Consider the following 22,270-nt stretch of genomic DNA (forward strand, 5'->3'; position numbering starts at 1 on the left):
GGCGCCCACCTTCCCTGCCATCAATCCAACCCGCAAAGGAGTTGACCATGACCAAAGCCCTCGACCTATCCCTGCCCTACAAGGTGGCGGACATCAAGCTCGCCGACTTCGGCCGCAAGGAGATGCAGCTCTCCGAGCGCGAGATGCCCGGCCTCATGGAGTGCATCCGCAAATACGGCCCGTCCAAGCCGCTCAAGGGGCTGAAGCTCTCCGGCTCCCTGCACATGACCATCCAGACGGCCATGCTCATCAAGACCCTGCACGCCCTTGGCGCCGACATCCGCTGGGCCTCGTGCAACATTTTTTCCACCCAGGATCATGCGGCCGCGGCCGTGGCCGACATGGGCCTCGCCGCGGTGTTCGCCTGGAAGGGCGAGACCCTTGAAGATTACTGGTGGTGCACGGAAATGGCCCTCACCTGGCCGGACGGCTCCGGGCCCGACCTCATCGTGGACGACGGCGGCGACGCGACCCTGCTCATCCACAAGGGCGTGGAGGCCGAGAACGATCCCTCGCTGCTCGAGCAGAAGACCGACAACAAGGAGCTCCAGTGCGTGCTCGACCGCCTGAAGCTGCGCTTCAAGGAAGAGCCGCGCCACTGGCAGAAGGTGGCGGCCGTGGTCAAGGGCGTGTCGGAAGAGACCACCACGGGCGTGCACCGGCTCTACCAGCTGGAGAAGGAGGACAAGCTGCTCTTCCCGGCCATCAACGTGAACGATTCCGTCACCAAGTCCAAGTTCGACAATCTCTACGGCTGCCGCGAGTCGCTGGCCGACGGCATCAAGCGCGCCACGGACATCATGGTGGCCGGCAAGGTGGTGGTCGTGTGCGGCTACGGCGACGTGGGCAAGGGCTGCGCCCAGTCCATGCGCGGCTTTGGCGCGCGCGTGCTCGTCACCGAGATCGACCCCATCTGCGCGCTGCAGGCCGCCATGGAGGGCTTTGAGGTCGTCACCGTGGAGGACGCGCTGGCCGAGGGCGACATCTTCGTCACCTGCACGGGCAATTACCACGTCATCACTGGCGAGCACATGGAAGGCATGAAGGACGAGGCCATTGTCTGCAACATCGGCCACTTCGACAACGAGATCGACATGGCCTACCTCGAGCGCACCCCCGGCGTGACCAAGGTCAACATCAAGCCGCAGGTGGACAAGTGGACGCTCAAGTCCGGGCGCAGCATCATCGTGCTGGCCGAGGGGCGCCTCGTCAACCTTGGCTGCGCCACCGGGCATGCCAGCTTCGTCATGTCCAACAGCTTCACCAACCAGACCCTCGCGCAGATCAAGCTGGCCACCGAGAAGCTCGAAAACCGCGTCTACACCCTGCCCAAGGAGCTCGACGAGGAGGTGGCGCGCCTGCACCTCGCGCGCCTCGGCGCCAAGCTGACCAAGCTCACGCCCGAGCAGGCCGAATATATCGGCGTCAAGGTGGAAGGCCCCTACAAGAACGAAATGTACCGCTATTGAGCGAAACGGAAAACCGGCAGCGAGGCCGGGGCGGCGCGTGGGCGCCGTTCCGGCCTTCCTTAATATGTTAAGTATACATTAAGGAGGGGGAAGAATGTAGCGCCGCTGTACCGAAAGCGCCTGACAACTCAGGAGGAGCCCGCCGTCAGGCAGGGTGCAGATCCTTGCGCGAACGCGCGAACGCGGGGCCCCGGGAAAGCCTTTCCCGCAGGCGCGAGGCGAGAGCGCCGCACGAGGCCGCATGCGGCGCCTTGCGAAATGCCCTACTCGTCGCCCCAGGCCGCGTCCTCGCCGGCGGCGTCTTCCAGGGCTTTGTAGCCGCGCACGGCCAGATAGAGGACGCCGTCCGGCGCTTCCTCCACGAGGCCCGTGGCCTCTACGGCCACATTGACTTCATCATCAAGGTCAACACCGGCCCCGCGCGGGAGGATGCGGTACTCCGTGCCATCCTGGACAATGGCCACGCTCGCCTGCCGCGCGTCCACCGCACGGGGGAGGCTCGTCACATAGCCTCTGACTGTTACGGGACTCTTGCTCATAGCCGCCTGCGCCTCTGTAGCATGGGATTTTTTTCTGCATAGCGTGTTTCCTTGCGCAACGCAAGGCAGCCCCCATGCGTTCAAGGCACTCCCCCGCTGCCGCTGCCTGTTTTTTCACACCCTTCGCTGTGGATATTTCTCCCGAAAACGCATTGCGCTCCGGCCACGCCCCAGCCAATGGCCCCTCCGTCAACTCTCTCCGTATCATTCCAGCCCCATGTCTACCGCATTGCGCGTTGCGACTCTCCCGCCAGCGCAGTGGCGCCGGGCATGGCTCAAGTTTTTGCCGCATGCGCCGATAAGAGGGAGGAAGGCCTCCTTTTGGATGTTTCTTGTAGAGCACACAAGCCTGTGCGGAAGTGTCATGCGCTGTTTTATGCTGGTGCCTCTTCGTTCGCTGCGCTATGCGCCGCTCCTGATCGGCTTGCTCCTGCTTGGGGGCTGCGGTTTTTTCGGGCAAAGGACAGCCGACAACGGCCCCGCCCCGGTCAAGGCGCATAAGGTGGTGAAGACCGCCTACAGCCAGATGGGCAAGCAGTATCGCTCTGGGGGCGCCTCCCCCCAAAAGGGCTTTGACTGCTCGGGCCTCATCTGGTGGGCCTATCGCCAGCACGGCGTCAGCGTGCCGCGTATCACCACGGACCAGGCCAAGACCGGGCATGCCGTGCCCAAGGCGCGCCCAAGGGCTGGCGACATCGTTGTCTTCCGTACAGGGAATAGCCCGCGTGGGCTGCATACCGGCATCTATGCCGGGGGTGGCTCCTTCATCCACAGCCCGCGCAAGGGCGAGCGCGTGCGCATGGAAAGCCTGAATGTGCCCTACTGGAAAAGCAAGCTCATTGCTGTGCGCCGCGTCGTGCACTGAGGCGGGTTCGCGGCAATGGCCTGCAGTACTGGCCAAGCGTGCGCGCATCGGCCTTGCCGCTTGCGTCCTCTAATCCTCGGGCCCCATCGCCCTGTCGCCAATCCCTGTTTTACGCCAGCCCCGCCGTTGCGCCACCCCCTCGCGCATTGCCGCAGCTTGCCCGCATCATTGCGGGCTTGCTTTTTTTACCGGCATGCCCTACTTCTAAAAAATCTTGAGATGCTATGCGCCATGCGCCGGCATGGCGCTTCGACGCGCAAAGGGGGCACCCATGAGCAACGCGCCGCTGGCCGATGACAGCCTGTTGAGCATTGCTGATATTTCGCGCCATTTTTCCCTGCCCGAATCCACCACGCGCTACTATTGCAAGCGCTTCGCGGCCTTTATCCCCAGCGTTGGCGAGGGGCGCAGGCGCCGCTACCGCAAGGAGACCCTTGATGTGGTCGCGGCCATCCTTGAGGAGATGCAAAAGTCCCGTACGGCAGCTGCTGTCGAGGTCGCGCTGGATGCCCGCTTTCCCCGCAATGCGCTCGCCCTCAGCAATGAGCGCGAGTGCGCCCCGGTGGACAGTGCGGCCCAGAGCCTGCTTTCGGCGGGAGCCCTGCACCTGCTCGAGCGCCAGACCCACGCCCTCGAGCTCATCGCCGAGCTCATGCGCCTCTTTTTGGAGCGCGTCCCGCAACAGAGCGGTGCAAGCTCCGACATCGGACAGGAGCAGGAACGCCTGCGCAACGACCTGGAAACCCTGCGCCTGCTCTTGCAAAATTCCGAAAAAACGCAGCAGGAAGACCTCGAACAGTTGCGGACATGGATGCAGAGGCTCATGCGCCAGCGCGGGATGGCCGCGCAGGATAGCGCTGCCAACTGACCATGGCGGCTTGGCAGGCAGTCTTTCCCAGCCCTTTGCAGACCACTTTTTCACTGTCAATCAGCATTGCGGCCCGGTGCGTCAGCTGCCGGGAGCACACAGGCCCTCCCCATCTCTCCAGTCATCATCCTGATTTTCCGTGAAAAAACGCCCGGCGTCATGCTGCGCCGGGCGTTTCGCATTGCGGCAAGCCGTACACTACGGCTTGCTTGCCGCAAGCCTATTGCGCATTCTTCTTTCCGCTTGCCGCCATTTCCACAGCCTCGCGGAAAAGATCCAGCGGCAGCGCCCCGCGCACCACAAGGTCATTCACGAGAAAATAGGGCGTCCCTTCCACACCGAGCTTCTGCGCTTCTTTCTGGTCTTCAGCCATGATGTCCGTGACTTTTTTGCCGCGCACATCCTTGCCAAGCCGCTTCATGTCCACGCCCAGTTTTTGCGCGCTTTCCTTGATGAAGGGCTCGCCTTCGGCAAGCAGGCGGTCACGGTTGGCGAACATGAGGTCATGGAATTCCCAGGCCTTGCCCTCATCCTGCTGGGCGATGGCGATGAAATACGCCGAGGCGATGCCGCCCGGGCCTTTTTCATCAAGCGGCAGGTGCTTGAAGACCAGGCTCACATCGTCGCCATAGGTCTTGCGCAGGGCGTCCACATTTCTGGAGGCCTGCTCGCAAAAATGGCAGGTAAAATCAGAAAAGGCCACGATCCGCACCTTTGCATCGCTCTTGCCGCGCACCGGCCGTCCCTCCAGCTTGACGCTCTTGGGCGTCTGCATATCCTTGCGCCACTGCAGTTCAAGATTATGCTTGCGCCTCAGGTTGGAGCCCTGCTGCGCGATGTCCAGCACGGCCTCGCTGTTGCGCCGCAAGACATCCAGCACAAGCTCCGGCCGTTCGCGCAAAAGTGTCTCCAGTGCGGCAGCGAGAGCCGGGTCCGCCGCCTGTTCAGCAGCGTGGACACTGCCCGCTGGCGGGAGCGCGAGCACGGCGCCAAGAGCGAGGGTACACAGGAAATGAAGCGGCATTTTCATATTTTTCACCCCGTGAATGTTGTCCAAACGAAGCTGCGCCACCGTGCTGCAACGCCATGACGCGCCAGAATTTTCAATGTTTTTAGCCTGAAGCAGCCATGGACGCAAGCCCCGGTGGGCCCACTCCCTGCCAAAGCCCTCCGCGCACTGCCGGCTTGACTCCAGGCCGCGCCTTTTTTACAACCCATCACGGGCATGACGGATACCCTCTCCATCATGTTTCACGTGAAACATGGCAGGAGTTCCCGCTTAACTTGGATTTTTTCTGTGCCCCCCAAGCTCAAGCACAATGTTTCATGTGAAACATCACTGGCGCACAGAAACCCGCTTCACCGCTTACGCTAAAAAAAATGCTCCCTGCCTGCTGCCAGCGGGTAACAGGCGGGGCATGACGAGCATAAGAAGGAACATTCATGGCGCGCATCATTTCCATTGCCAACCAGAAGGGCGGCGTTGGCAAAACTACCACCGCCATCAATCTGAGCGCGGCCCTGGCCGTCATGGAAAAAAAGGTGCTTCTGGTGGATTGCGACCCTCAGGCCAACAGCACCAGCGGGCTCGGGTTCAATCAGGAAGACTTGAAGGGCGACCTCTATTCCACCTTCTACACGCCGGGAAACGTGCGCGAGTGCATCGTGCCCTGTCGCACGCCCTTTCTTGACCTGCTGCCGGCGAGCACCAACCTCGTGGCCGTCGAGCTGGAGCTGGTGGACAAGATGGCGCGCGAGTTCTTCCTGGATGAATGCCTCAAGCGCGTCCATGACGACTATGAATACATCATCCTCGATTGCCCGCCCTCACTCGGCTTACTCACGCTCAATGCGCTCTGCGCCTCGCGCGAGCTGCTCATTCCCCTGCAGTGCGAATTCTTCGCCCTTGAGGGTATCGTCAAGCTGCTGCAAACCTACGAGCAGGTGAGGAAGCGCCTCAACCCGGGGCTTGACCTGCTCGGCGTGGTGCTCACCATGTATGACATTCGCAACCGGCTCACGCGCGAGGTCAAGAACGAGGTGCGCCGCTGCTTCCCCGACCATCTTTTTGAAACCGTCATCCCGCGCAATGTGCGCCTCTCGGAAGCCCCGAGTCACGGCAAATCCATCATCCATTATGATATCAAGTCCAAGGGCGCTGAGGCGTATCTTGGCCTTGCCAAGGAAGTGGTCTTGCGCCGGCCCTCGCGCAGGGGCGCAACGCCGCAGGCTCAGCCCCGTGGCGTGGACTCCAGCGCCACATGATCGCGAAAATGCTTCTGGCGGATGGTGGCGCCGCACGACTGGCAATGGAATACGAGCAGCCCACCAAGGTTGGCGTTGGCAAGGCGGAAGGGGTGGCCGGGCGCGGTGCGCCAGTCCTCCACGTGGGTTCCGCAATGCGGGCAGCTCACCGCCGGGTCATAGGGATAGTGGAAATCCCAAAAGCGCAAAAAATCCGCAAAGCCACCCATGGGTTCGGGCGCCAGGGGCTCCGGCGAAGTATCCACAGGGGCTTGGGCCTCCAGAACCGGCTTGAGCTTTTCCCACAGGGCGACGGGGAGCTGCACCGCGACAATGGTGCCATGGGCATCGGTGAGATAACGGATCTTGTCTTTCATGGCGGCTCCTGCGGAAGAGGCGTGGGTACGCGCTGGGGCTGCGTTGGCAGCGCATTGCGCATGTTCTGGCGTGGGGCTCCATGGGTTGAATGCGAGTTCTACCCTGCGGGCCGAAAAAAGGCAAAATGAATCTGGAGCGCCATGTCTGCGCTTTCAAGGCTGGCGCATTGCGCTTAATGGCTGACGCCCGGGAATGCGCAGGCGCTGGCCTCAGGCACCATCTATCAGGCAACACGCTGCAAGCAAGAGGGGAGTGGTCATGGCGACGAACGCACGGGGATTGGGCCGCGGGCTTGACGCCCTGTTCGAGGGCTCTGCGCAACAACGCACACCTGCGGAACCGCCCCGCACCTTGCCCCTCACCGCCCTTGTGGCCAACCCGGCCCAACCGCGGCGCACCTTTACCGAGGAGGCGCTGGCGGAACTGGCGGACTCCATCCGCCAGCAGGGCATCATCCAGCCCTTGCTTGTTCGCCCCCTGGAGGGCGGGGAGCGCTTCCAGATCGTCGCCGGCGAGCGCCGCTGGCGGGCAGCCGAAAAAGCGGGCCTCAGCGAGGTGCCGGTCTATGTGCGCGCCATGGACGAGCAGGAAGCCATGGCCGCCGCGCTCATCGAGAATCTGCAACGCGAAGACCTGAACCCCGTTGAGGAGGCCGAGGCCCTCAACGCCCTGCGCACAACCCTGGGCATCACCCAGGAGGAGCTTGCCGCGCGTCTTGGCCGCAGCCGGCCCGCGGTCGCCAATGCACTGCGCCTGCTCCAGCTCGGGGAAGCCGCGCTTGCCGATTTGCGGGAAGGACGCATCAGCGCCGGGCATGGGCGTTGCCTCGTGGGTGTCGGGCCCGGGGAGGCGGCCGAAGCCCTGCGCCAGCGCATCATCCTCACCGGCATGACCGTGCGCGAGGCCGAAGAGGCTGTCGCCCACCTGCGGGATACGGGCGCCTATCCGTGGGAAGCGGTGGCCGAAGATTCCGCGGGTAAAGAGCGCAAGTCCGCAGCCGCGCGCAAGCCACTTGCGCAGCCCCTTGAAGACCTGCGCGAGCGCTTGTCCAGCGCCCTTGACCGTCAGGTGCGCATCAGCGGCACGCAGAGAAAAGGGCGCATCACCTTCGCCTATACGAGCCCGGAGGACCTTGCAACCCTGCTCGCCCGACTGGGCCTGGACAGACAAGAAGCCGGCTAAAGGAATGTGGAGGGGCAAAACCTTCCTGCACTTGCGCACCACTACGCTTCAGCGCCGGTGCAGCAGTGCGCCGTACATGCCTTCCAGCCACGGATGCTCCATGGGCGTCGTCCACGAGCGCACGAGCTCCAGCCCTTGCTCACGTTCCAGCAGGGCGGCGACCACTCCCTCATTTTCCTGCGGGTTGAGCGTGCAGGTGAGGTAGGCGAGCTCGCGCCCGTGCCGGAGGCGTGCTGCGAGCGCGGCAAGGATGCGGGTTTGCGTTTGCGGCCAGGCCCGCAACATCTCCTTGCCGCGCCGCCCCGGAAAGCGGATGTCCGGGCGACGGGCCAGCACACCCAGGCCGCTGCAGGGGGCATCGACGAGGATATGCCCGCCCCAGCGCCCCACGGGCGGCTTCGCCGCATCCGCAAGCGCAAGCAGCAAAGGCGGCGAACCGTGCGGCGCGCCTTCCATGGCAAGGCGAGAAAGCCGGGCCCATGAGGTGTCGGTGGCGAGGCGCACAGGCACGCCTGCCTCGAGCAGCGCCAAGGACTTGCCGCCAACGCCGGCGCAGGCGTCCCACACCGGTTCCCGCCAGGCATCGAGCCCCAGTTCGGCAAGCACGGCTTGCGAACCGGCGGATTGAAAAGACAGGAGCCCGGAACCCCGCAACTGTGCAAGCGTTTGGCCAAGAACTTCTTCCGGGAGCGCCCCGGGAGCAAAGGCCATGCCCCAGGCGCCGAGAGATGCGCGTTGCGCATCTGGCACCGCGGCGGCGAGCGCATCACGCAGGGCCGCTGCCTGTGCATGTCGCGCATTGATACGGATGCCTGTCCACGGGCGCTGAAAACTGCGCCGCATGAGCGCAAGCGCCACTTCCTCGCCGTAGGCATCCCGCCAGAGATCCGCAATGCTTTCGGGCAGGCTCCAGAAACGGCAGGCGGCGCGCCATTGCCGTACAGCGGGTTGGTCCCGGGCGTCTTCATACCACGCCTGTTCCAGCGGGGCGTCACCCAGGCGCTGCAGCGAGCGCAAAACGCCATTGGCCACGCGCGCGAGCCGCGCGCCATAGCGCCTGTCTGCCTGCTTCACAGCTTCGGAAATGGCAGCATGCGCAGGGATGCCCGCCTGAAAGAGCAGGCTGTGGATGGCGATGGCGAGAATGTGGCGCAGGGGCCGGGGCAGCCCTTCCGGCTTGCGCAGGAGCCGCGCCAAGATGGCCCCTGTGCGGATGCGCTCCCGCGCGCAGCCATAGACAAGCTCTGAGGCGAGGCGGCGCTCGCGAAGCGGCGCGGGGAGTGCGCCAAGAACGCTGTCAACCGCCGCCTGTACGGGCGTGCCCTCATCCACGAGCGCAAGCGACCGCAACGCCAGTTCGCGCGCAACGGAAGGGGCCGCTTCCGCGCCATGCCCACTCGCGCGGCGGCCGCATGCTCTCCCGCTCATGCGTGCTCCGCGTTGGCGGGCGCGCCGGACGCAGGCAACAGGAAGCGCGAAAGCGCGTCCTCCACAGCCGTCAGCGGCACGAGCGTATCGCGGCAGGGGCCGTGCGGCCGCTCGTTGAGGACGCCGAAGACTGGCAGCGGGTAGCTGTCCTGTATGCCGGAAACAAGGTCGCGCTCGCAGGCCACCGCAATGATGCACCGCGGCCGGCACTCCACAACGATGCGGCGCGCGATGGTCCCACCTGTGGCAAGCGCAAAACGGAAGCCGAGCCTGTCGCGCAGGTCGAGCAGGGGGCCTATCTGGCAGGCGCCGCAACGCTGGCAGTTGTCAGGTTGCGGGGAGATGCGGTGCTTGCAGCGGCTGTTCTGCACGCAATGCGGCAGGAGCAAGAGCAGGTCACGCGCGGGCACGCGGATGCCCTCGGCAAGGACAAGTTCATTGTTGACCTTTACGAAGGAGCGGCGCACCGCCGTGCGCCCTATGCCGCAGATGCGCCCCAGGCTCTCCATGAAGGGCAGGAAGAGCCTGAGCAGCACGTGCCGCACCCAGGGGATGCCGGGGAGCCGCCTGCCAGTATAGATATGGAAGATGAGGCTGGCGCAGAGCCACGCCAGCAGGATGATGCCCGCAAGGCCCAGGCCCACGCTCAGGAGCGGCAGCCAGGAGGCGGTCACGCCGGGCAGCAGCCACGGCAGGACGAGAAAGGCGAAAAGCGCAAGACACACCGCGACGCAGCTCGCCACCATGAGGCCGATGAAGATGCGCTTGCGGCCCCCGCCATACTGCGCAGGCGGCAGCGAATGCGGCGACTTGGCCGGCCACATGGTCAGGCCGCGCCCTCCGGGGGCTCCGGCGCTTCGGGCTGGAGGGCGCGCAGCGGCGCGTATCCGTGGGCGAAGGCGGGGCCGGCCATGTCCTTGCGGCCGCTGGGGCGCACCACATCGAGGATATACATACCTTCGCCGCAGACGATGCCTAGCCCCTCAGGGAGCGAGACCACCTTCCCGGGAACAAGCCCGCAGGCTGCCGGACACTCCGCAGATGCCACATGCCCGCGCACAATGCGCACCTCCAGCGGCTCGGCGGCGCCCCTGCATTCCATCCGGGTGCGCGCCCCCGGCGCCGGCGTGACGCCGCGAACGTGCGCGTCCACCCGCGCCGCCGGGAGCGACCAGTCAATGCGGCCGTGCTCTTTCAGGAGCTTGGCCGCATGCGTGGCTTTTGCATGGTCCTGCGGAATTGCGGTCACGGTGCCGGCAAGGATGCCGGGCAGCGTTTCCACCAAGAGTTCCGCCCCGGCCCGGGCCAGCGCCTCGGTGAGCTCGCCCGCATGGCAGCAGCCGATGGGCACAGCGCGGGTGGCGTAGACCGGGCCGGTGTCGAGGCTCGGCTCCATGTGCATGATGGAGACGCCGGTCACGGCGTCCGGCGAGCAGTTTTCCATGATGCAGCGCTGGATGGGCGCGGCCCCGCGATAGAGCGGCAGGAGCGAGGCATGCACGTTGAGGGGTGCCACGCGCGCCGCGTCGAGCACGGCCTTGGGCAGGAGAAGCCCGTAGGCCGCGGCCACGATGATGTCGGGCCCAAGTTCCGCAAGCGCGCGGCGGTCTTCATCGCTCTTGAAGTTTACAGGCTGGCGCACTTCGAGGCCGAGCCGTTCCGCAAGCTCCTTTACCGGCGATGGCGCAAGCTTCATGCCACGGCCGCGCGGCCTGTCCGGCTGGGTATAGACCCCAACCACGCGGCCGCCCGGCCACTGCGCGAGCTTTTCCAGCACCTCCGCGGCAAAGCCCGGGGTGCCCATGAAGACTATCCGGCAGTCTTGCGCTTGAGCCATTTCTTGACCTTGCTGTCATAGAGGGTGCGCCTGAGGTGGCTTACGCGGTCGATGAAGAGCGTGCCGTTGAGGTGGTCCACCTCGTGCTGGAGCACCACTGCGGGAAAGCCCTCCAGCTCCTCGTCAATGGGCGTGCCGTCAAGGGCGGTGGCCTTGAGGCGCACCTTGCTCCAGCGGGGCACGTCCGCGCGGTAGCTCAGTGGCACCGAGAGGCAGCCTTCCTGCTCGCTCGTGATGACCTCGCCCATGGGCTCGAGCTCGGGATTGATGAGCACACGAGGTGAGCGCTCGCCCTCCTGCACGCCGGGGTCCATGACAAGCATCCGCAGCGAGCGCCCCACCTGCGGCGCGGCGAGCCCCACGCCGGGGGCGGCATACATGGTCTCGGTCATGTCCGCGGCGAGCTGGCGGACCTCGTCGGTGATCTCCTCCACCTGCGCGCACTTCTCCTTGAGGCGCGGGTCGGGATAGGTGACGATATCGAGCAGCATGGCGGCTCACGCCTCCGCGCGGGTGAAGCTTCCCGCCGCGGCTTCGGCCTTCTGCTCCTGCCTGGCGGCCTCGCGCAGGCGCAAGCCCAGCTCGCGCAATTGCGCGGCCGAAACGGGCGAGGGCGCCTGGGTGAGGAGACAGGTGGCCTTCTGCGTCTTGGGGAAGGCGATGACATCGCGGATGCTGGAGGCGCCCGAAAGCAGCATAACCAGCCTGTCCAGCCCGAACGCAAGACCGCCATGCGGCGGCGCGCCCTGCTCCAGCGCCTGCAGGAGGAAGCCGAACTGCGCCTCGGCAGACTCGGGCGTGAAGCCAAGGGCCTTGAACATGGCACGCTGGGCCTCGGCCCGGTGGATGCGGATGGAGCCGCCGCCCACCTCGTTGCCGTTGAGCACGAGGTCATAGGCCCGGGCGCGCGTGGCCCCGGGGTCCGTCGTCATGAGTGCCTCGTGCCCCTCGGCTGGCGAGGTGAAGGGATGGTGGCAGGCCACATAGCGCTTTTCTTCCTCGTCATACTCAAAGAGCGGGAATTCTGTCACCCAGAGGAAGTTGAAGCTGTCTTCGGGGATGAGCCCGAGCTGCTGGCCAAGCCGGACGCGCAGGTTGCCCAGGGCCGCGTTGACCATGGCCGGCTCCCCGGCCTGGAAGAACACGATGTCACCCACTTCGAGGCCGAGCTCGCGGGCGATGGCCTCACGCTCCTTTTCCGACAGGAACTTGGCGATGGGCGACTGCCACTCGTTCTCGCGAATCTTGATCCATGCAAGGCCCTGGGCGCCGTAAATGCGCACAAAGTCCGTGAGCTCGTCGATCTCCTTGCGGGTGAGGCTTTCGCCGCCCGGCACGCGCATGGCCTTGACGAGCTTCGCCTGGCTGAAGAGCTTGAAGCCCGAGCCGCGCACATGCTCCGTGATGTCGTGCAGCTCCAGCCCGAAGCGCGTGTCCGGCTTGTCCACGCCATAGCGGGCCATGGCCTCCTCCCACGTCATGCGCGGGAAGGGCGGGTCAAGCTCGCGGCCGAGCGCGGCCTTGAACACGGCCTTCATGAGCCCTTCGGCCACGCTCATGACAGCGTCTTCGTCCACAAAGCTCATTTCAAGGTCGACCTGCGTGAATTCCGGCTGGCGGTCGGCCCGCAGGTCCTCGTCGCGGAAGCAGCGCACGATCTGGAAATAGCGGTCAAAGCCGGCCACCATGAGCAGTTGCTTGAAGAGCTGCGGCGACTGCGGCAGGGCGTAGAATTCGCCGGGATTGAGGCGGCTCGGCACGAGGAAGTCGCGCGCCCCCTCGGGCGTGGACTTGGTGAGCACCGGCGTTTCCACCTCCACAAAACCCTCGCCGTCGAGATAGCGGCGCATGGCCTGCGCGACCTTGTGCCGCAAGCGCAATGCGGACTGCATGCGCGGCCGGCGCAAGTCAAGGGCGCGGTTGGCGAGGCGCAGGTTCTCGCCCGCGTCGGCGCGGTCCTCAATGGGGAAAGGCGGAGTCTTGGAAGTGTTGAGCAGCTTCCAGTCGTTGACCACGACCTCGATCTCGCCGGTGGGCATGTTGGGGTTCACCATGCCCTCGGGACGATGGCGCACCTTGCCCTTGACCGCAATGACGTATTCGCTGCGCAGGATATGGGCGTTTTCGTGGGCCTTGGGCGCGATGTCCGGGCTGAAGACCACCTGGGTGAGGCCGGCGCGATCGCGAAGGTCAACGAAGATGAGGCCCCCGTGGTCGCGGCGGTACTGCACCCAGCCCATGAGGCAGACCTCGGCGCCGATGTCGGCCGCGCTGAGGCTGCCGCAATCGTGGCTGCGCTTCCAGCCGCCGAGGCCGGTGATGAACTTGCCGTGCTCCTGCTGGAGGTCCTGCGATTCCTGGATCTTGTCCATGGCTTATCCGTTGTTGTTCGGGCTGGAAGGTGTCTGGGCGCAAAGGTCGGCGAGCCGGGCCGGGGCTTTGGCCTGCGGCAGGGTCGCCTGCTCGCCGTTTTCCATGTTTCGGAGGGTAACGCGCCCTTCAGCGGCCTCGTCCGGGCCGATGATGCAGCAATAGCGCGCGCCACTCTTGGCGGCCTTGCGCATGAGGCTCTTGAAGGTGCCACCGGAATACTCGAGCACGCAGGCAAGGCCCTCCTTGCGCAGGGCCTCGGCGAGGGAGAAGCACTGCTCGCGGCCCGTTTTGCCCGGGGCCATCAGGAAGCAGTCCGGCACGGCGGGCTCCGCATCGGGCAGCAGCAGGGCGAGCCGCTCCATGCCGCAGGCAAAGCCCACGCCCGGGGCGTCCGGCCCGCCAAGCTGGGCGGTGAGCCCGTCATAACGGCCGCCGCCGGCCACGGCCGTCTGCGCGCCGATATGGTTGCTCACCACCTCGAAGGTGGTGCGGCAATAATAGTCAAGGCCGCGCACGAGGCGGTGGTCGATCTGGGGCTTGATGCCTTCCTTGGAGAGCAGCTGCAGCACGGTGTCATAATGGTTGCCGCACTCTTGGCAATTGTGGTCGATAAGGCGCGGCGCGCCCTCGGTGAGGGTGCGGCAGCCTTCGTGCTTGCAATCGAGCACACGCAGGGGATTGCTCTCCCTGCGGCGCCGGCAGTCCTCGCAAAGGGCCGTTTCGTCCACATTGGCGAGATACTCGCGCAGGGCCTCCATATAGGCCGGGCGGCACTTGGCGCAGCCCAGGGAATTGAGCTTGAGCGTGAGGTCCCGGATGCCAAGCTCCCTCAAAAAGCGCCAGAGCATGGCGATGAGCTCGGCGTCCGCAAAGGGGCTCTCGGTGCCGAGGCATTCGCAGTTGATCTGGTGGAACTGGCGCATGCGTCCCTTTTGCGGCCGCTCGTAGCGGAACATGGGCCCCATGGTGAAGAAGCGATGCGGGCCGCCGCTCCTGCCGTCCGCCAGCCCGGCCTCGATGCAGGCGCGCATGACACCGGCCGTGGCCTCGGGCCGCAAGGTCATGGAACGGCCCTTGCGGTCGGGGAAGGTATACATCTCCTTTTGCACCACGTCCGTCTCCGCGCCGATGGAGCGCTGGAAGAGGCCCGTGAACTCGAGGAGCGGCGTGCGCAATTCCGCAAAGCCGTAACGACCGAAGATCTCGCGCCCGCAGGCCTCCATGCGGGTGAAGGCCGTGCTCTCCGGCGGGAAGAGGTCCGCAAAGCCCTTGATGCGGCTGATATCGCGCCCTTCGCTCATGACCGCTTCCCCTCCAGCGAAAACTTGGCGCAGCCCTCGCAGGGCACCGCATAGTCGCCGTTGAAACAGGCGAGGCAGAAGTCGTCCGAGTGCATGACCGAGCGCAACAGGCCGTCGATGCTGAGGTAATGCAGCGAATCCACATCGAGGCGCCGGATGATCTCGTCCATCTCGCACTGGGCCGCGATGAGCTCCCCGCGCGAGGAAAAGTCCACGCCGTAGTGGCAGGGGAATTTCACCGGCGGGCTCGAGATGCGGATATGCACCTCCTTGGCGCCGAGCTCGCGCAGCTTTTTCACGCGGGTCATCATGGTGGTGCCGCGCACGATGGAGTCGTCCACGATGCAGATGCGCTTGCCCTCGATCATGGCGCGCACCGGGTTGATCTTCACGCGGACGCCGAAATTGCGCATGCTCTGCGTGGGCTGGATGAAGGTGCGGCCCACATAGTGGTTGCGGATCATGGCGTGCTCGTAGGGGAGCTCCGCGCACTGGGCGAAGCCCACCGCCGAATACACGCCGGAATCCGGGAAGGGCATGATGAAGTCCACGTCCGGCGTGGACTCGTGCGCCAGCTGCCAGCCCATCTGCTTGCGGCAGACATAGACCTGCTCGTTGAACACGTAGGAGTCGGGCCGGGCGAAATAGACGAGCTCGAAGATGCACTGGCGCGGCCTGGCCGGATGCGGGCCCGGCAGGCGGCTCGAGTGCTCGCCCATGGCGTCCACCACGATCATCTCGCCGGGCTCAACGGCGCGCTCGTAGTCGGCCTCGAGAAGGTCGAAGGCGCAGGTCTCGGAGGCGAACACCGGCGCGCCGTCGAGCCGCCCCAGCGCCAGCGGGTGGAAGCCGTGGGGGTCGCGCACGGCGATGAGCGTGCCGCCACAGAGGATAAGGAAGCAATAGGCGCCTTTAAGGCGCGAGCAGGCCTCGGCCACGGCCTCGGGCAGGTCCTTGTGGCGCAGCGAGCGCACGAGGAGGTGCATGAAGACCTCGCTGTCATTGCCCGTGGAGAAGATGGCGCCCTCGTTTTCGAGCTCGGCCCGAAGCTCCGCCGCATTGACGAGGTTGCCGTTGTGCGCGAGCGCGATGTCCTGCCCCTGGAAGCGGGCGATGAAGGGCTGCGCGTTGCGCTGCGAGGCGCCGCCCGTGGTGGAGTAGCGCACATGGCCGATGGCCGTGCGCCCGGTGAGGCGCCGCAGCACCTCCTCGGAAAAGACATCGGGCACGAGGCCCATGCTCTTGTGGTCGTGCATGCCGTCCGCGTCCACCGTGACGATGCCCGCGCTTTCCTGGCCGCGGTGCTGCTGGGCGTAGAGCCCGAAATAGGCGAGCTTGGCCGCGTCGTCGTGGCCGTAGATGCCGAAAAGGCCGCATTCATGCCGTATCATCGTGCTTTGTGTTCCCGTTGGTTCGTTGGGCGTTGTTGGCGATGGTTGTACTTTTGTCCTGCTGGTGCGGTTCCCGCGCTTTTCTGAACGCCGAAATTCTCCGCACTCTTTGGCAAAAACTTCCCTTATTGGCCGTTCTTCAGTGTCTTGCGCAAGTGCGCGATGCGGTTGTCCATGACCGCCGGGTTCGGGTAGGCGTCGCGCGCCGCCTCGAACTGGGCGAGGGCCTCCTTGTGGCGCCCGAGCTGCTCCAGCGCGTCGGCGAGGAGATAGCCGGCCTGCCCGCGCACTTCCTCGTCCGGGCCGCTGTCCAAAATCTGCTGGCACAGGTCCGCCACTTCCTGCCAGCGCTCGCGGGCCATGTTCTGGTCCGCGAGGTCGAGCATGCAGCGGATCTTGTCATGGTCCGGCAGGGGCAGCGCGAGACACTGGGCCAGGCTTTCCTCCCCGGCCTCGAAGCGCCGCCGGATGAACTGCATGGCCGCGAGATGGCGGAAGCCCTCCACCCTGCGCGCCCCGCCGATGCCGGCCAGGCCCGTATAGGCCGCCCAGGCCCCGGCCGCCTGGTCATAGCGGCGCAGGCGCTCGCAGGCAAGGCCCATGTGCTCCAAAATGTCGGCCATGCGGCCGTCGTCGTCCTCGTATTCCGCGCGCATGGCCTCCAGCACTTCAAGGCTCGCGCGCGACTCGGGCCCGGCGGAATTGAGCACCTGCAACAAAAGCTGCCAGGCCTCCCAGCGGCGTTCGGCCTCGGGGCCGCGACGCTCGGCGTCCCTCGTCTCCTCCCGGAGATAGCGCTCCAGAAGGCGCTCGGCAAGGGGCCAGTTGCGCTCGGCCACGGCCGCGCGCGCGTCCGCGAGGTCGTCGGCCAGGATCTGCCCGCGGTCACACGACACGCCCGCAAGCGCCAGAAGGCACAGGAGCGCGAGGGCCGCGAGCCGCCGCTCAGGCATCCGTTTCCCCGTCGTCCGCCGAAGCATCGCCCGCCAGAGCCGCGTCCTCGGCGGCCACGGCGCCGGCCACCTCCTCGTCCTCGACCATGCCCGGGCCCTGCTGGCCCCCGTCGTCCACGCGGTCGAAGCCCACCACGCGCGCGCCCTCGTCAAGGCGCACCAGCATCACGCCCATGGTGGCGCGGCCCTTGCTGCCCACCTCGTCCACGCCGATGCGGACCACCTTGTTGGCCGAGGTGAGCAGGATGAGGCCGTCGCGCTCGCGCACGGGCATGGCGCCCACCACAGGCCCGGTCTTGCCCGTGACCTTGAAATTGATGACGCCCTTGCCGCCGCGCGACTGCACCCGGTAGAGATCCACGCGCGTGCGCTTGCCGTAGCCGTTGGCGGAAATGGACATGATCTCCGTGGTCTGGTCGGTGTCTTTCAGCACCACGCAGGCAACCACGCTGTCGTGCCGCCTGAGGGCCACGCCCTTGACGCCCGTGGCCGTGCGTCCCATGGGCCGGATGTCCGCGCAGGAGAAGCGGATGGCGAGGCCGTCCGCCGTGGCCAGCACCACATGCTCGTCGTCGCGGATGGGGCGCACCACCACGAGCTCGTCATCCTCGCGCAGGCCCACGGCCATGAGCCCGCTGCGCCGGCAGCGCGCGTAGAGCGACGCCGAGGAGCGCTTGACCATGCCGCGCTTGGTCACGAAGAGGAAGTACTTGTCCTCGGCGAACTCGCGCAAGGCCAGCACCGTGGTCACCCACTCGCCCTCCTCCAGCGGGAGGAGGTTGTTGATATGCACGCCCTTGGCCGTGCGGCTGCCCTCGGGCACCTGGTGCACCTTGAGCTGGTGCATGCGCCCCTTGTTGGTGAAGAGGCAGAGGTACTGGTGGTTGGAGGTGACGAGGAATTCCTGCACATAATCGTCTTCGGACGTGTGCACCGCGGCGATGCCCTTGCCGCCGCGCTTCTGCTGCTGGTAGTTCTCGAGATTGGTGCGCTTCATGTAGCCGCGCCGCGAGAGCGTGATGACCACTTCCTCGTCCGGGATGAGGTCTTCCATCTCGATGCCGGAAAGCGGCTCGCGCAGGATCTCCGTCTTCCGCGGCGTGGCGAAGGCCTCGCTCACCTCGCGGATCTCGCGCTCCATCTCGCCGCGCAACACCTCGGGATTTTCCAGCACCGAGCGGAAGAACTCGATCTTCTTGAGCAATTCCTGGTACTCGGCGAGCAGTTCCTCGCGCTGGAGCCCGGTGAGGCGTTGCAGGCGCATGTCGAGGATGGCGCGCGCCTGTATCTCGGAAAGGTCAAAGGCGCGCATGAGGCCGAGCCGCGCCTCCTCGGGCGTGGCCGAGGCGCGGATGAGCGCCACCACCTCGTCGATATGGTCGATGGCGATGCGCAGGCCCTCGAGGATGTGGGCCCGGGCCTCGGCCTTTTCAAGGTCAAAGCGCGTGCGCCGGATGACCACCTCGCGGCGGTGGTCAATGAAGCAGGTGAGCGCGCTCTTGAGGTTGAGCAAAACCGGGCGGTTGTCGGCCACGGCCAGCATGTTGATGCCGAAGCTCGATTCCAGCGGCGTGAACTTGTAGAGCGCGTTGATGACGATATCCGGGATGGTGCCGCGCTTCAGGTCGATGACGATGCGGATGCCCTTGCGGTCGGATTCGTCGCGCAAGTCCGCAATGCCGTCGAGCTTGCGGTCATTGACGAGCGCCGCGATCTTTTCCACCAGCGAGGACTTGTTGAGCCCGAAGGGAATCTCGGTGATGATGACCGATTGCAGGCCCTTCTTGCGCTCCTCGATGACGGTCTTGCCGCGCACCTTCACGGTGCCCCGCCCGGTGCGGTAGGCGTCGGCAAGGCCCTTGCCGGCATAGACCGAGCCCGCGGTGGGGAAGTCCGGCCCGCGCACGATCTCCATGAGCTCGTCCACCGTGGCCTGCGGGTTTTCGAGCAGCAGGAGCAGGGCCCCGCACAGCTCGCCCAGGTTGTGCGGCGGGATATTGGTGGCCATGCCCACGGCGATGCCCGAGGAGCCGTTGAGCAAAAGGTTGGGCACCTTGGCGGGCAGCACCGTGGGCTCTTCCAGCGTGTTGTCGTAGTTCGGCCTGAAGTCAACGGTGTTCTTGTCGAGGTCGCCGAGAAATTCCTGCGCGAGGCGCGAGAGGCGGACTTCGGTGTAGCGCATGGCCGCGGCCGAGTCGCCGTCGATGGAGCCGAAATTGCCCTGCCCGTCCACCAGCGGGTCGCGCATGGAAAAATCCTGCGCCATGCGCACGAGCGCGTCATAGACCGCCGAATCGCCGTGCGGGTGATACTTGCCGATGACATCGCCCACGATGCGCGCGGACTTCTTGTGCGGCCGGTTGTAGCTGTTGCCGAGCTCGTGCTGCGCGTACATGATGCGCCGGTGCACGGGCTTCAGGCCATCGCGCGCGTCCGGGATGGCGCGGCCGATGATGACCGAAAGCGAATACTCCAGGTAGGACTGGCGCAATTCCTTTTCGATATTGATGCGCGGATGCGTTTCCGCCGGATACTGTTCGCTGTCTGCCACGCTGCCCTCGCAGGGAGATGACGGTGGATGGAAAAGGGCGCTTTAGCCGCCGATGCCGTAGCGGCCGGCCGCGTACATGAGGAGGAGCAAGAGCCCCTCGCCCACGCACACGCGGGCCACGGCCCCGAAAAGCCGCCTGGCCTGGCTTGCCCAGCGCGTGGCCACAAAGAGGAAGACCAGGATATTGCAGAACAGGATGAGCAAAATCGCCGGGAAAAACACCTCATAGGCATAGGGCCACGCCTCGAGGGCGATGGTCAGCCAGAGGCAGAACCCGGCGCAGATGAGCCAGCCCGCCACGGCCACCACCCAGGAAAGCCAGCCGGTAGGCCTTTTCGGCGGGGCGCTTTCCGCCACCTGCCGCGCGTCGTCATGCTGCTCGGCCATGTGCTTTCTCCCTGCCCGCTAGATGTCGAGGTCCTGCACGGAAAGCGCGTTGCGCTCGATAAATTCGCGCCTCGGCTCCACGCGGTCGCCCATGAGCTCCTCGAAGGCCTCGGAGGCCGAGAGCGCGTCCTCCACGGACACCTGGAGCAGGACGCGGTTTTCCGGGTTCATGGTGGTCGTCCAGAGCTGTTCCGGGTTCATCTCGCCAAGGCCCTTGTAGCGCTGGATATTGATGCCCTTGCGCGCCTCGTCCAGCACCTGCGCGAGCAGGCGGAAGACATCGTCCACGCTGGCCTCGCCGTCCTTGCGCACAAGGGTGAAGGCAAGGCCGCCGCATTCCTCGCGCAGCTCGGTAAAGAGCTGCCACGTGCGGCGGTAAAGCCTTGAGGCGAAAAACTCCATGCCCCGCCGCGTATGGTGGCTGCCCGCGTTCTCAAAATTGGCGAAGAGCCTGACTTCGTCGTCCTCTTCGCTGCGTTCGCGCTCGAGGGTGAGCAAATAGCCGTTCTTGTTGAGCCATTCGGTGAATTCGCTCTCGCCCCTCTCGAGCAGCTCTTCCAGCGTCTCCCTGTCCACCCGCGTGGGGTAGGTGACGAGCGCGAGGAAGAGGTCGCGCGGCATGCCGCCGCTTTCGGCCTCGGCCACGCGCTGCTCGAGGGTCTCGATGCGGCGCATGAGCCCGATGAGTTCCTTGCCCGCGAAGGTCTTGCCGTTGGGCGCCACCACGCTCACGTCCTCACTCACGCGCGAGAGGAGGAAGGCGTTGAGCTCGGCGTCGTCCTTGATGAATTTTTCCATGCGCGCGTTGTGCACGCGGTAAAGCGGCGGCTGCGCGATGTAGACGAAGCCGCGCTCGACCATCTCCTGGTACTGGCGGAAGAAGAAAGTCAAAAGCAGGGTGCGGATGTGCGCGCCGTCCACGTCCGCATCGGTCATGATGATGATCTTGTGGTAGCGCAGCTTGTCGAGGTCCGTGTCTTCCTCGCCGATGCCCGCGCCCATGGCGGTGATGAGCGCCTTGACTTCCTTGTTGGCCAGCATGCGGTCAAAACGGGTGCGCTCGGTGTTGAGTATCTTGCCGCGCAGGGGGAGGATGGCCTGGATCTTGGGGTTGCGGCCCTGCTTGGCCGAGCCGCCGGCCGAATCGCCCTCCACGATGAAGAGCTCCGACTCGCCCGGGTCCTTGCTCTGGCAGTCGGCGAGCTTGCCGGGCAGCGAATTGTCGGAGAGCGCGCCCTTGCGGCGCACGAGCTCCTTGGCGCGCCGGGCCGCGTCGCGGGCGCGGGCCGCGTCCAGCGCCTTGTCGATGATCAGGCGCACGTCGCGGGGGTTTTCTTCAAAAAACACGTTCAGCCGGTCATAGGTGAGGCCGGCCACGAGCCCCGCCACCTCGGAGTTGCCGAGCTTGGTCTTGGTCTGGCCCTCGAACTGCGGCTGCGGCAGCTTGACGCTGACCACGGCCGTCAGGCCCTCGCGCACGTCGTCGCCGGAAAGGGCCGTGTTCTTGAGCTTTTTCACAAGGTCCGGCTGGCCCTTGATATAGCCGTTGATGGCCCTGGTGAGCGCCGTGCGGAAGCCCACGAGATGGGTGCCGCCTTCCTTGGTGCGGATATTGTTGGCGAAGGTGAGGATGTTTTCCTTGTAGCCCGCGTTATACTGCAGGGCGAAATCCACGCTCACGCTGTCCACCACGCCGTCACCGGATATGACCGGGTGGATGCCCTGCTCGCCGGAATTGAGGTCGCCCACGAATTGCCGGATGCCCCCCTCGGCGTGGAAAATGTGGCTCTCGCCGGTGCGCTCGTCAATGCACTCGATGGTGAGCCCGCTGTTGAGATAGGCCAGCTCCTCGAAGCGCTTTTTCAGGGTCTCGAAGGAAAATTCCAGGACCTCGAAGATCTCTTCGTCCGGCTTGAAGCGCACCGTGGTGCCGTGGCCCTCCACGCCCTCGCCGATGACGGCGAGCGCATCCTGCGGCACGCCGCGCGAATAGTGCTGCCGGTAGCGCCGCCCCTCGCGGCGCACGGTGACGGTAAGCTCCTCGGAAAGGGCGTTGACGCAGGACACGCCCACCCCATGCAGGCCCCCCGAGACCTTGTAGCTCGTGTTGTCGAACTTGCCGCCCGCGTGGAGCTTGGTCATCACCACCTGCACCGCGGGCACGCCCTCCTTGGGATGGATGTCCACCGGGATGCCGCGGCCGTCGTCGCGCACGGTGACGGAATTGTCCGCATGCAGGGTGACGGTGATCTTCGTGCAATAGCCGGCCATGGCCTCGTCGATGGAATTGTCCACCACCTCGTACACGAGATGATGGAGCCCGCGCGCGTCCGTGGAGCCGATATACATGGCCGGGCGCTTGCGCACGGCCGAAAGGCCCTCGAGGATGGTGATGGACGAGGCGTTGTAGCCGGAGGCGCCCGGGGCTTGGGGGGCGGCGGGCGTGCCGGGCGTGGCGGGGAGCTGGCTTTGCGACATGGTTCTTTCCTTCAGGGCGAAACAAA

Annotated in this window: 19 protein-coding genes; 5 read left to right on the forward strand and 14 right to left on the reverse strand. The window is 65.6% G+C overall.

Annotation, left to right across the window (positions count from 1 at the left end):
- Positions 1-47 precede the first annotated feature (47 nt).
- Positions 48-1,469, forward strand: coding sequence for an adenosylhomocysteinase (gene ahcY, locus G7Y54_RS06355; RefSeq protein ID WP_165078455.1), 1,422 nt, complete (start codon positions 48-50; stop codon positions 1,467-1,469).
- A 263-nt stretch (positions 1,470-1,732) separates the two neighbouring features.
- Here ahcY and G7Y54_RS06360 read toward each other — a convergent pair whose 3' ends face one another.
- The gene (locus G7Y54_RS06360; protein ID WP_165078456.1) at positions 1,733-2,008 is read right to left on the reverse strand and encodes a hypothetical protein; all 276 of its coding nucleotides are present in this window, start codon (positions 2,006-2,008) and stop codon (positions 1,733-1,735) included.
- A gap of 364 nt (positions 2,009-2,372) precedes the next feature.
- Between G7Y54_RS06360 and G7Y54_RS06365 the strand changes: the two genes are divergently transcribed.
- On the forward strand, positions 2,373-2,873 hold the full coding sequence (locus G7Y54_RS06365; protein ID WP_165078457.1) for a C40 family peptidase: 501 nt from the start codon (positions 2,373-2,375) through the stop codon (positions 2,871-2,873).
- A 271-nt stretch (positions 2,874-3,144) separates the two neighbouring features.
- Positions 3,145-3,741: a MerR family transcriptional regulator gene (locus G7Y54_RS06370; protein ID WP_165078458.1), complete on the forward strand. Its 597-nt coding sequence runs from the start codon at positions 3,145-3,147 to the stop codon at positions 3,739-3,741.
- 220 nt (positions 3,742-3,961) lie between these two features.
- Here G7Y54_RS06370 and G7Y54_RS06375 read toward each other — a convergent pair whose 3' ends face one another.
- A complete protein-coding gene (locus G7Y54_RS06375) occupies positions 3,962-4,771 on the reverse strand; it encodes a thioredoxin domain-containing protein (protein ID WP_165078459.1) in 810 nt (269 codons plus the stop codon).
- Positions 4,772-5,184: 413 nt separating this feature from the next.
- Between G7Y54_RS06375 and G7Y54_RS06380 the strand changes: the two genes are divergently transcribed.
- Positions 5,185-6,006 (forward strand): ParA family protein, encoded by an 822-nt coding sequence (locus tag G7Y54_RS06380; protein WP_165078460.1) that lies wholly within the window; start codon positions 5,185-5,187, stop codon positions 6,004-6,006.
- On the opposite strand, the gene G7Y54_RS06385 is transcribed toward G7Y54_RS06380, so the two are convergent.
- Positions 5,973-6,362, reverse strand: a complete 390-nt coding sequence (locus tag G7Y54_RS06385; protein WP_165078461.1) for a hypothetical protein — start codon at positions 6,360-6,362, stop codon at positions 5,973-5,975. The two genes, G7Y54_RS06380 and G7Y54_RS06385, sit on opposite strands and share 34 nt — an antisense overlap.
- A 259-nt stretch (positions 6,363-6,621) precedes the next feature.
- Here G7Y54_RS06385 and G7Y54_RS06390 point away from each other — a divergent pair, with 259 nt between their 5' ends.
- Positions 6,622-7,545 (forward strand): ParB/RepB/Spo0J family partition protein, encoded by a 924-nt coding sequence (locus tag G7Y54_RS06390; protein ID WP_165078462.1) that lies wholly within the window; start codon positions 6,622-6,624, stop codon positions 7,543-7,545.
- Between the two features lie 48 nt (positions 7,546-7,593).
- Here the strand turns inward: G7Y54_RS06390 and G7Y54_RS06395 are convergent, their stop codons facing one another.
- The 11 genes from G7Y54_RS06395 to gyrB form a co-directional block, all read right to left on the reverse strand.
- Positions 7,594-8,973 (reverse strand): transcription antitermination factor NusB, encoded by a 1,380-nt coding sequence (locus tag G7Y54_RS06395; protein ID WP_165078463.1) that lies wholly within the window; start codon positions 8,971-8,973, stop codon positions 7,594-7,596.
- Positions 8,970-9,797, reverse strand: a complete 828-nt coding sequence (locus G7Y54_RS06400) for a DUF116 domain-containing protein (RefSeq protein WP_165078464.1) — start codon at positions 9,795-9,797, stop codon at positions 8,970-8,972. Before G7Y54_RS06400 ends, G7Y54_RS06395 begins: the two co-directional genes overlap by 4 nt.
- 2 nt (positions 9,798-9,799) lie before the next feature.
- Positions 9,800-10,810 carry a methionyl-tRNA formyltransferase gene (gene fmt / locus G7Y54_RS06405; RefSeq protein ID WP_165078465.1) on the reverse strand — a complete coding sequence of 337 codons (1,011 nt, stop codon included), beginning with the start codon at positions 10,808-10,810 and terminating at the stop codon, positions 9,800-9,802.
- Positions 10,783-11,301, reverse strand: a complete 519-nt coding sequence (gene def, locus G7Y54_RS06410) for a peptide deformylase (protein ID WP_165078466.1) — start codon at positions 11,299-11,301, stop codon at positions 10,783-10,785. Before def ends, fmt begins: the two co-directional genes overlap by 28 nt.
- 6 nt (positions 11,302-11,307) lie before the next feature.
- Positions 11,308-13,182, reverse strand: coding sequence for an aspartate--tRNA ligase (aspS, locus tag G7Y54_RS06415; protein WP_165078467.1), 1,875 nt, complete (start codon positions 13,180-13,182; stop codon positions 11,308-11,310).
- Positions 13,183-13,185: 3 nt separating this feature from the next.
- On the reverse strand, positions 13,186-14,484 hold the full coding sequence (gene hisS, locus G7Y54_RS06420) for a histidine--tRNA ligase (protein ID WP_165078468.1): 1,299 nt from the start codon (positions 14,482-14,484) through the stop codon (positions 13,186-13,188).
- On the reverse strand, positions 14,481-15,875 hold the full coding sequence (purF, locus tag G7Y54_RS06425; RefSeq protein WP_165078469.1) for an amidophosphoribosyltransferase: 1,395 nt from the start codon (positions 15,873-15,875) through the stop codon (positions 14,481-14,483). The genes hisS and purF overlap by 4 nt, the downstream gene beginning before the upstream one ends.
- Positions 15,876-16,000: 125 nt before the next feature.
- A complete protein-coding gene (locus tag G7Y54_RS06430) occupies positions 16,001-16,828 on the reverse strand; it encodes a tetratricopeptide repeat protein (RefSeq protein WP_165078470.1) in 828 nt (275 codons plus the stop codon).
- A complete protein-coding gene (gyrA, locus tag G7Y54_RS06435; RefSeq protein ID WP_206214922.1) occupies positions 16,821-19,337 on the reverse strand; it encodes a DNA gyrase subunit A in 2,517 nt (838 codons plus the stop codon). Before gyrA ends, G7Y54_RS06430 begins: the two co-directional genes overlap by 8 nt.
- A gap of 84 nt (positions 19,338-19,421) precedes the next feature.
- Positions 19,422-19,766, reverse strand: a complete 345-nt coding sequence (locus tag G7Y54_RS06440) for a hypothetical protein (RefSeq protein WP_165078472.1) — start codon at positions 19,764-19,766, stop codon at positions 19,422-19,424.
- 18 nt (positions 19,767-19,784) lie between these two features.
- Complete coding sequence (gene gyrB / locus G7Y54_RS06445) at positions 19,785-22,244, reverse strand: DNA topoisomerase (ATP-hydrolyzing) subunit B (RefSeq protein ID WP_165078473.1); 2,460 nt, start codon at positions 22,242-22,244, stop codon at positions 19,785-19,787.
- Positions 22,245-22,270 lie beyond the last annotated feature (26 nt).

This window comes from Desulfovibrio sp. ZJ746, from assembly GCF_011039155.1.
In the GTDB taxonomy this organism is placed as follows: domain Bacteria; phylum Desulfobacterota; class Desulfovibrionia; order Desulfovibrionales; family Desulfovibrionaceae; genus Desulfovibrio.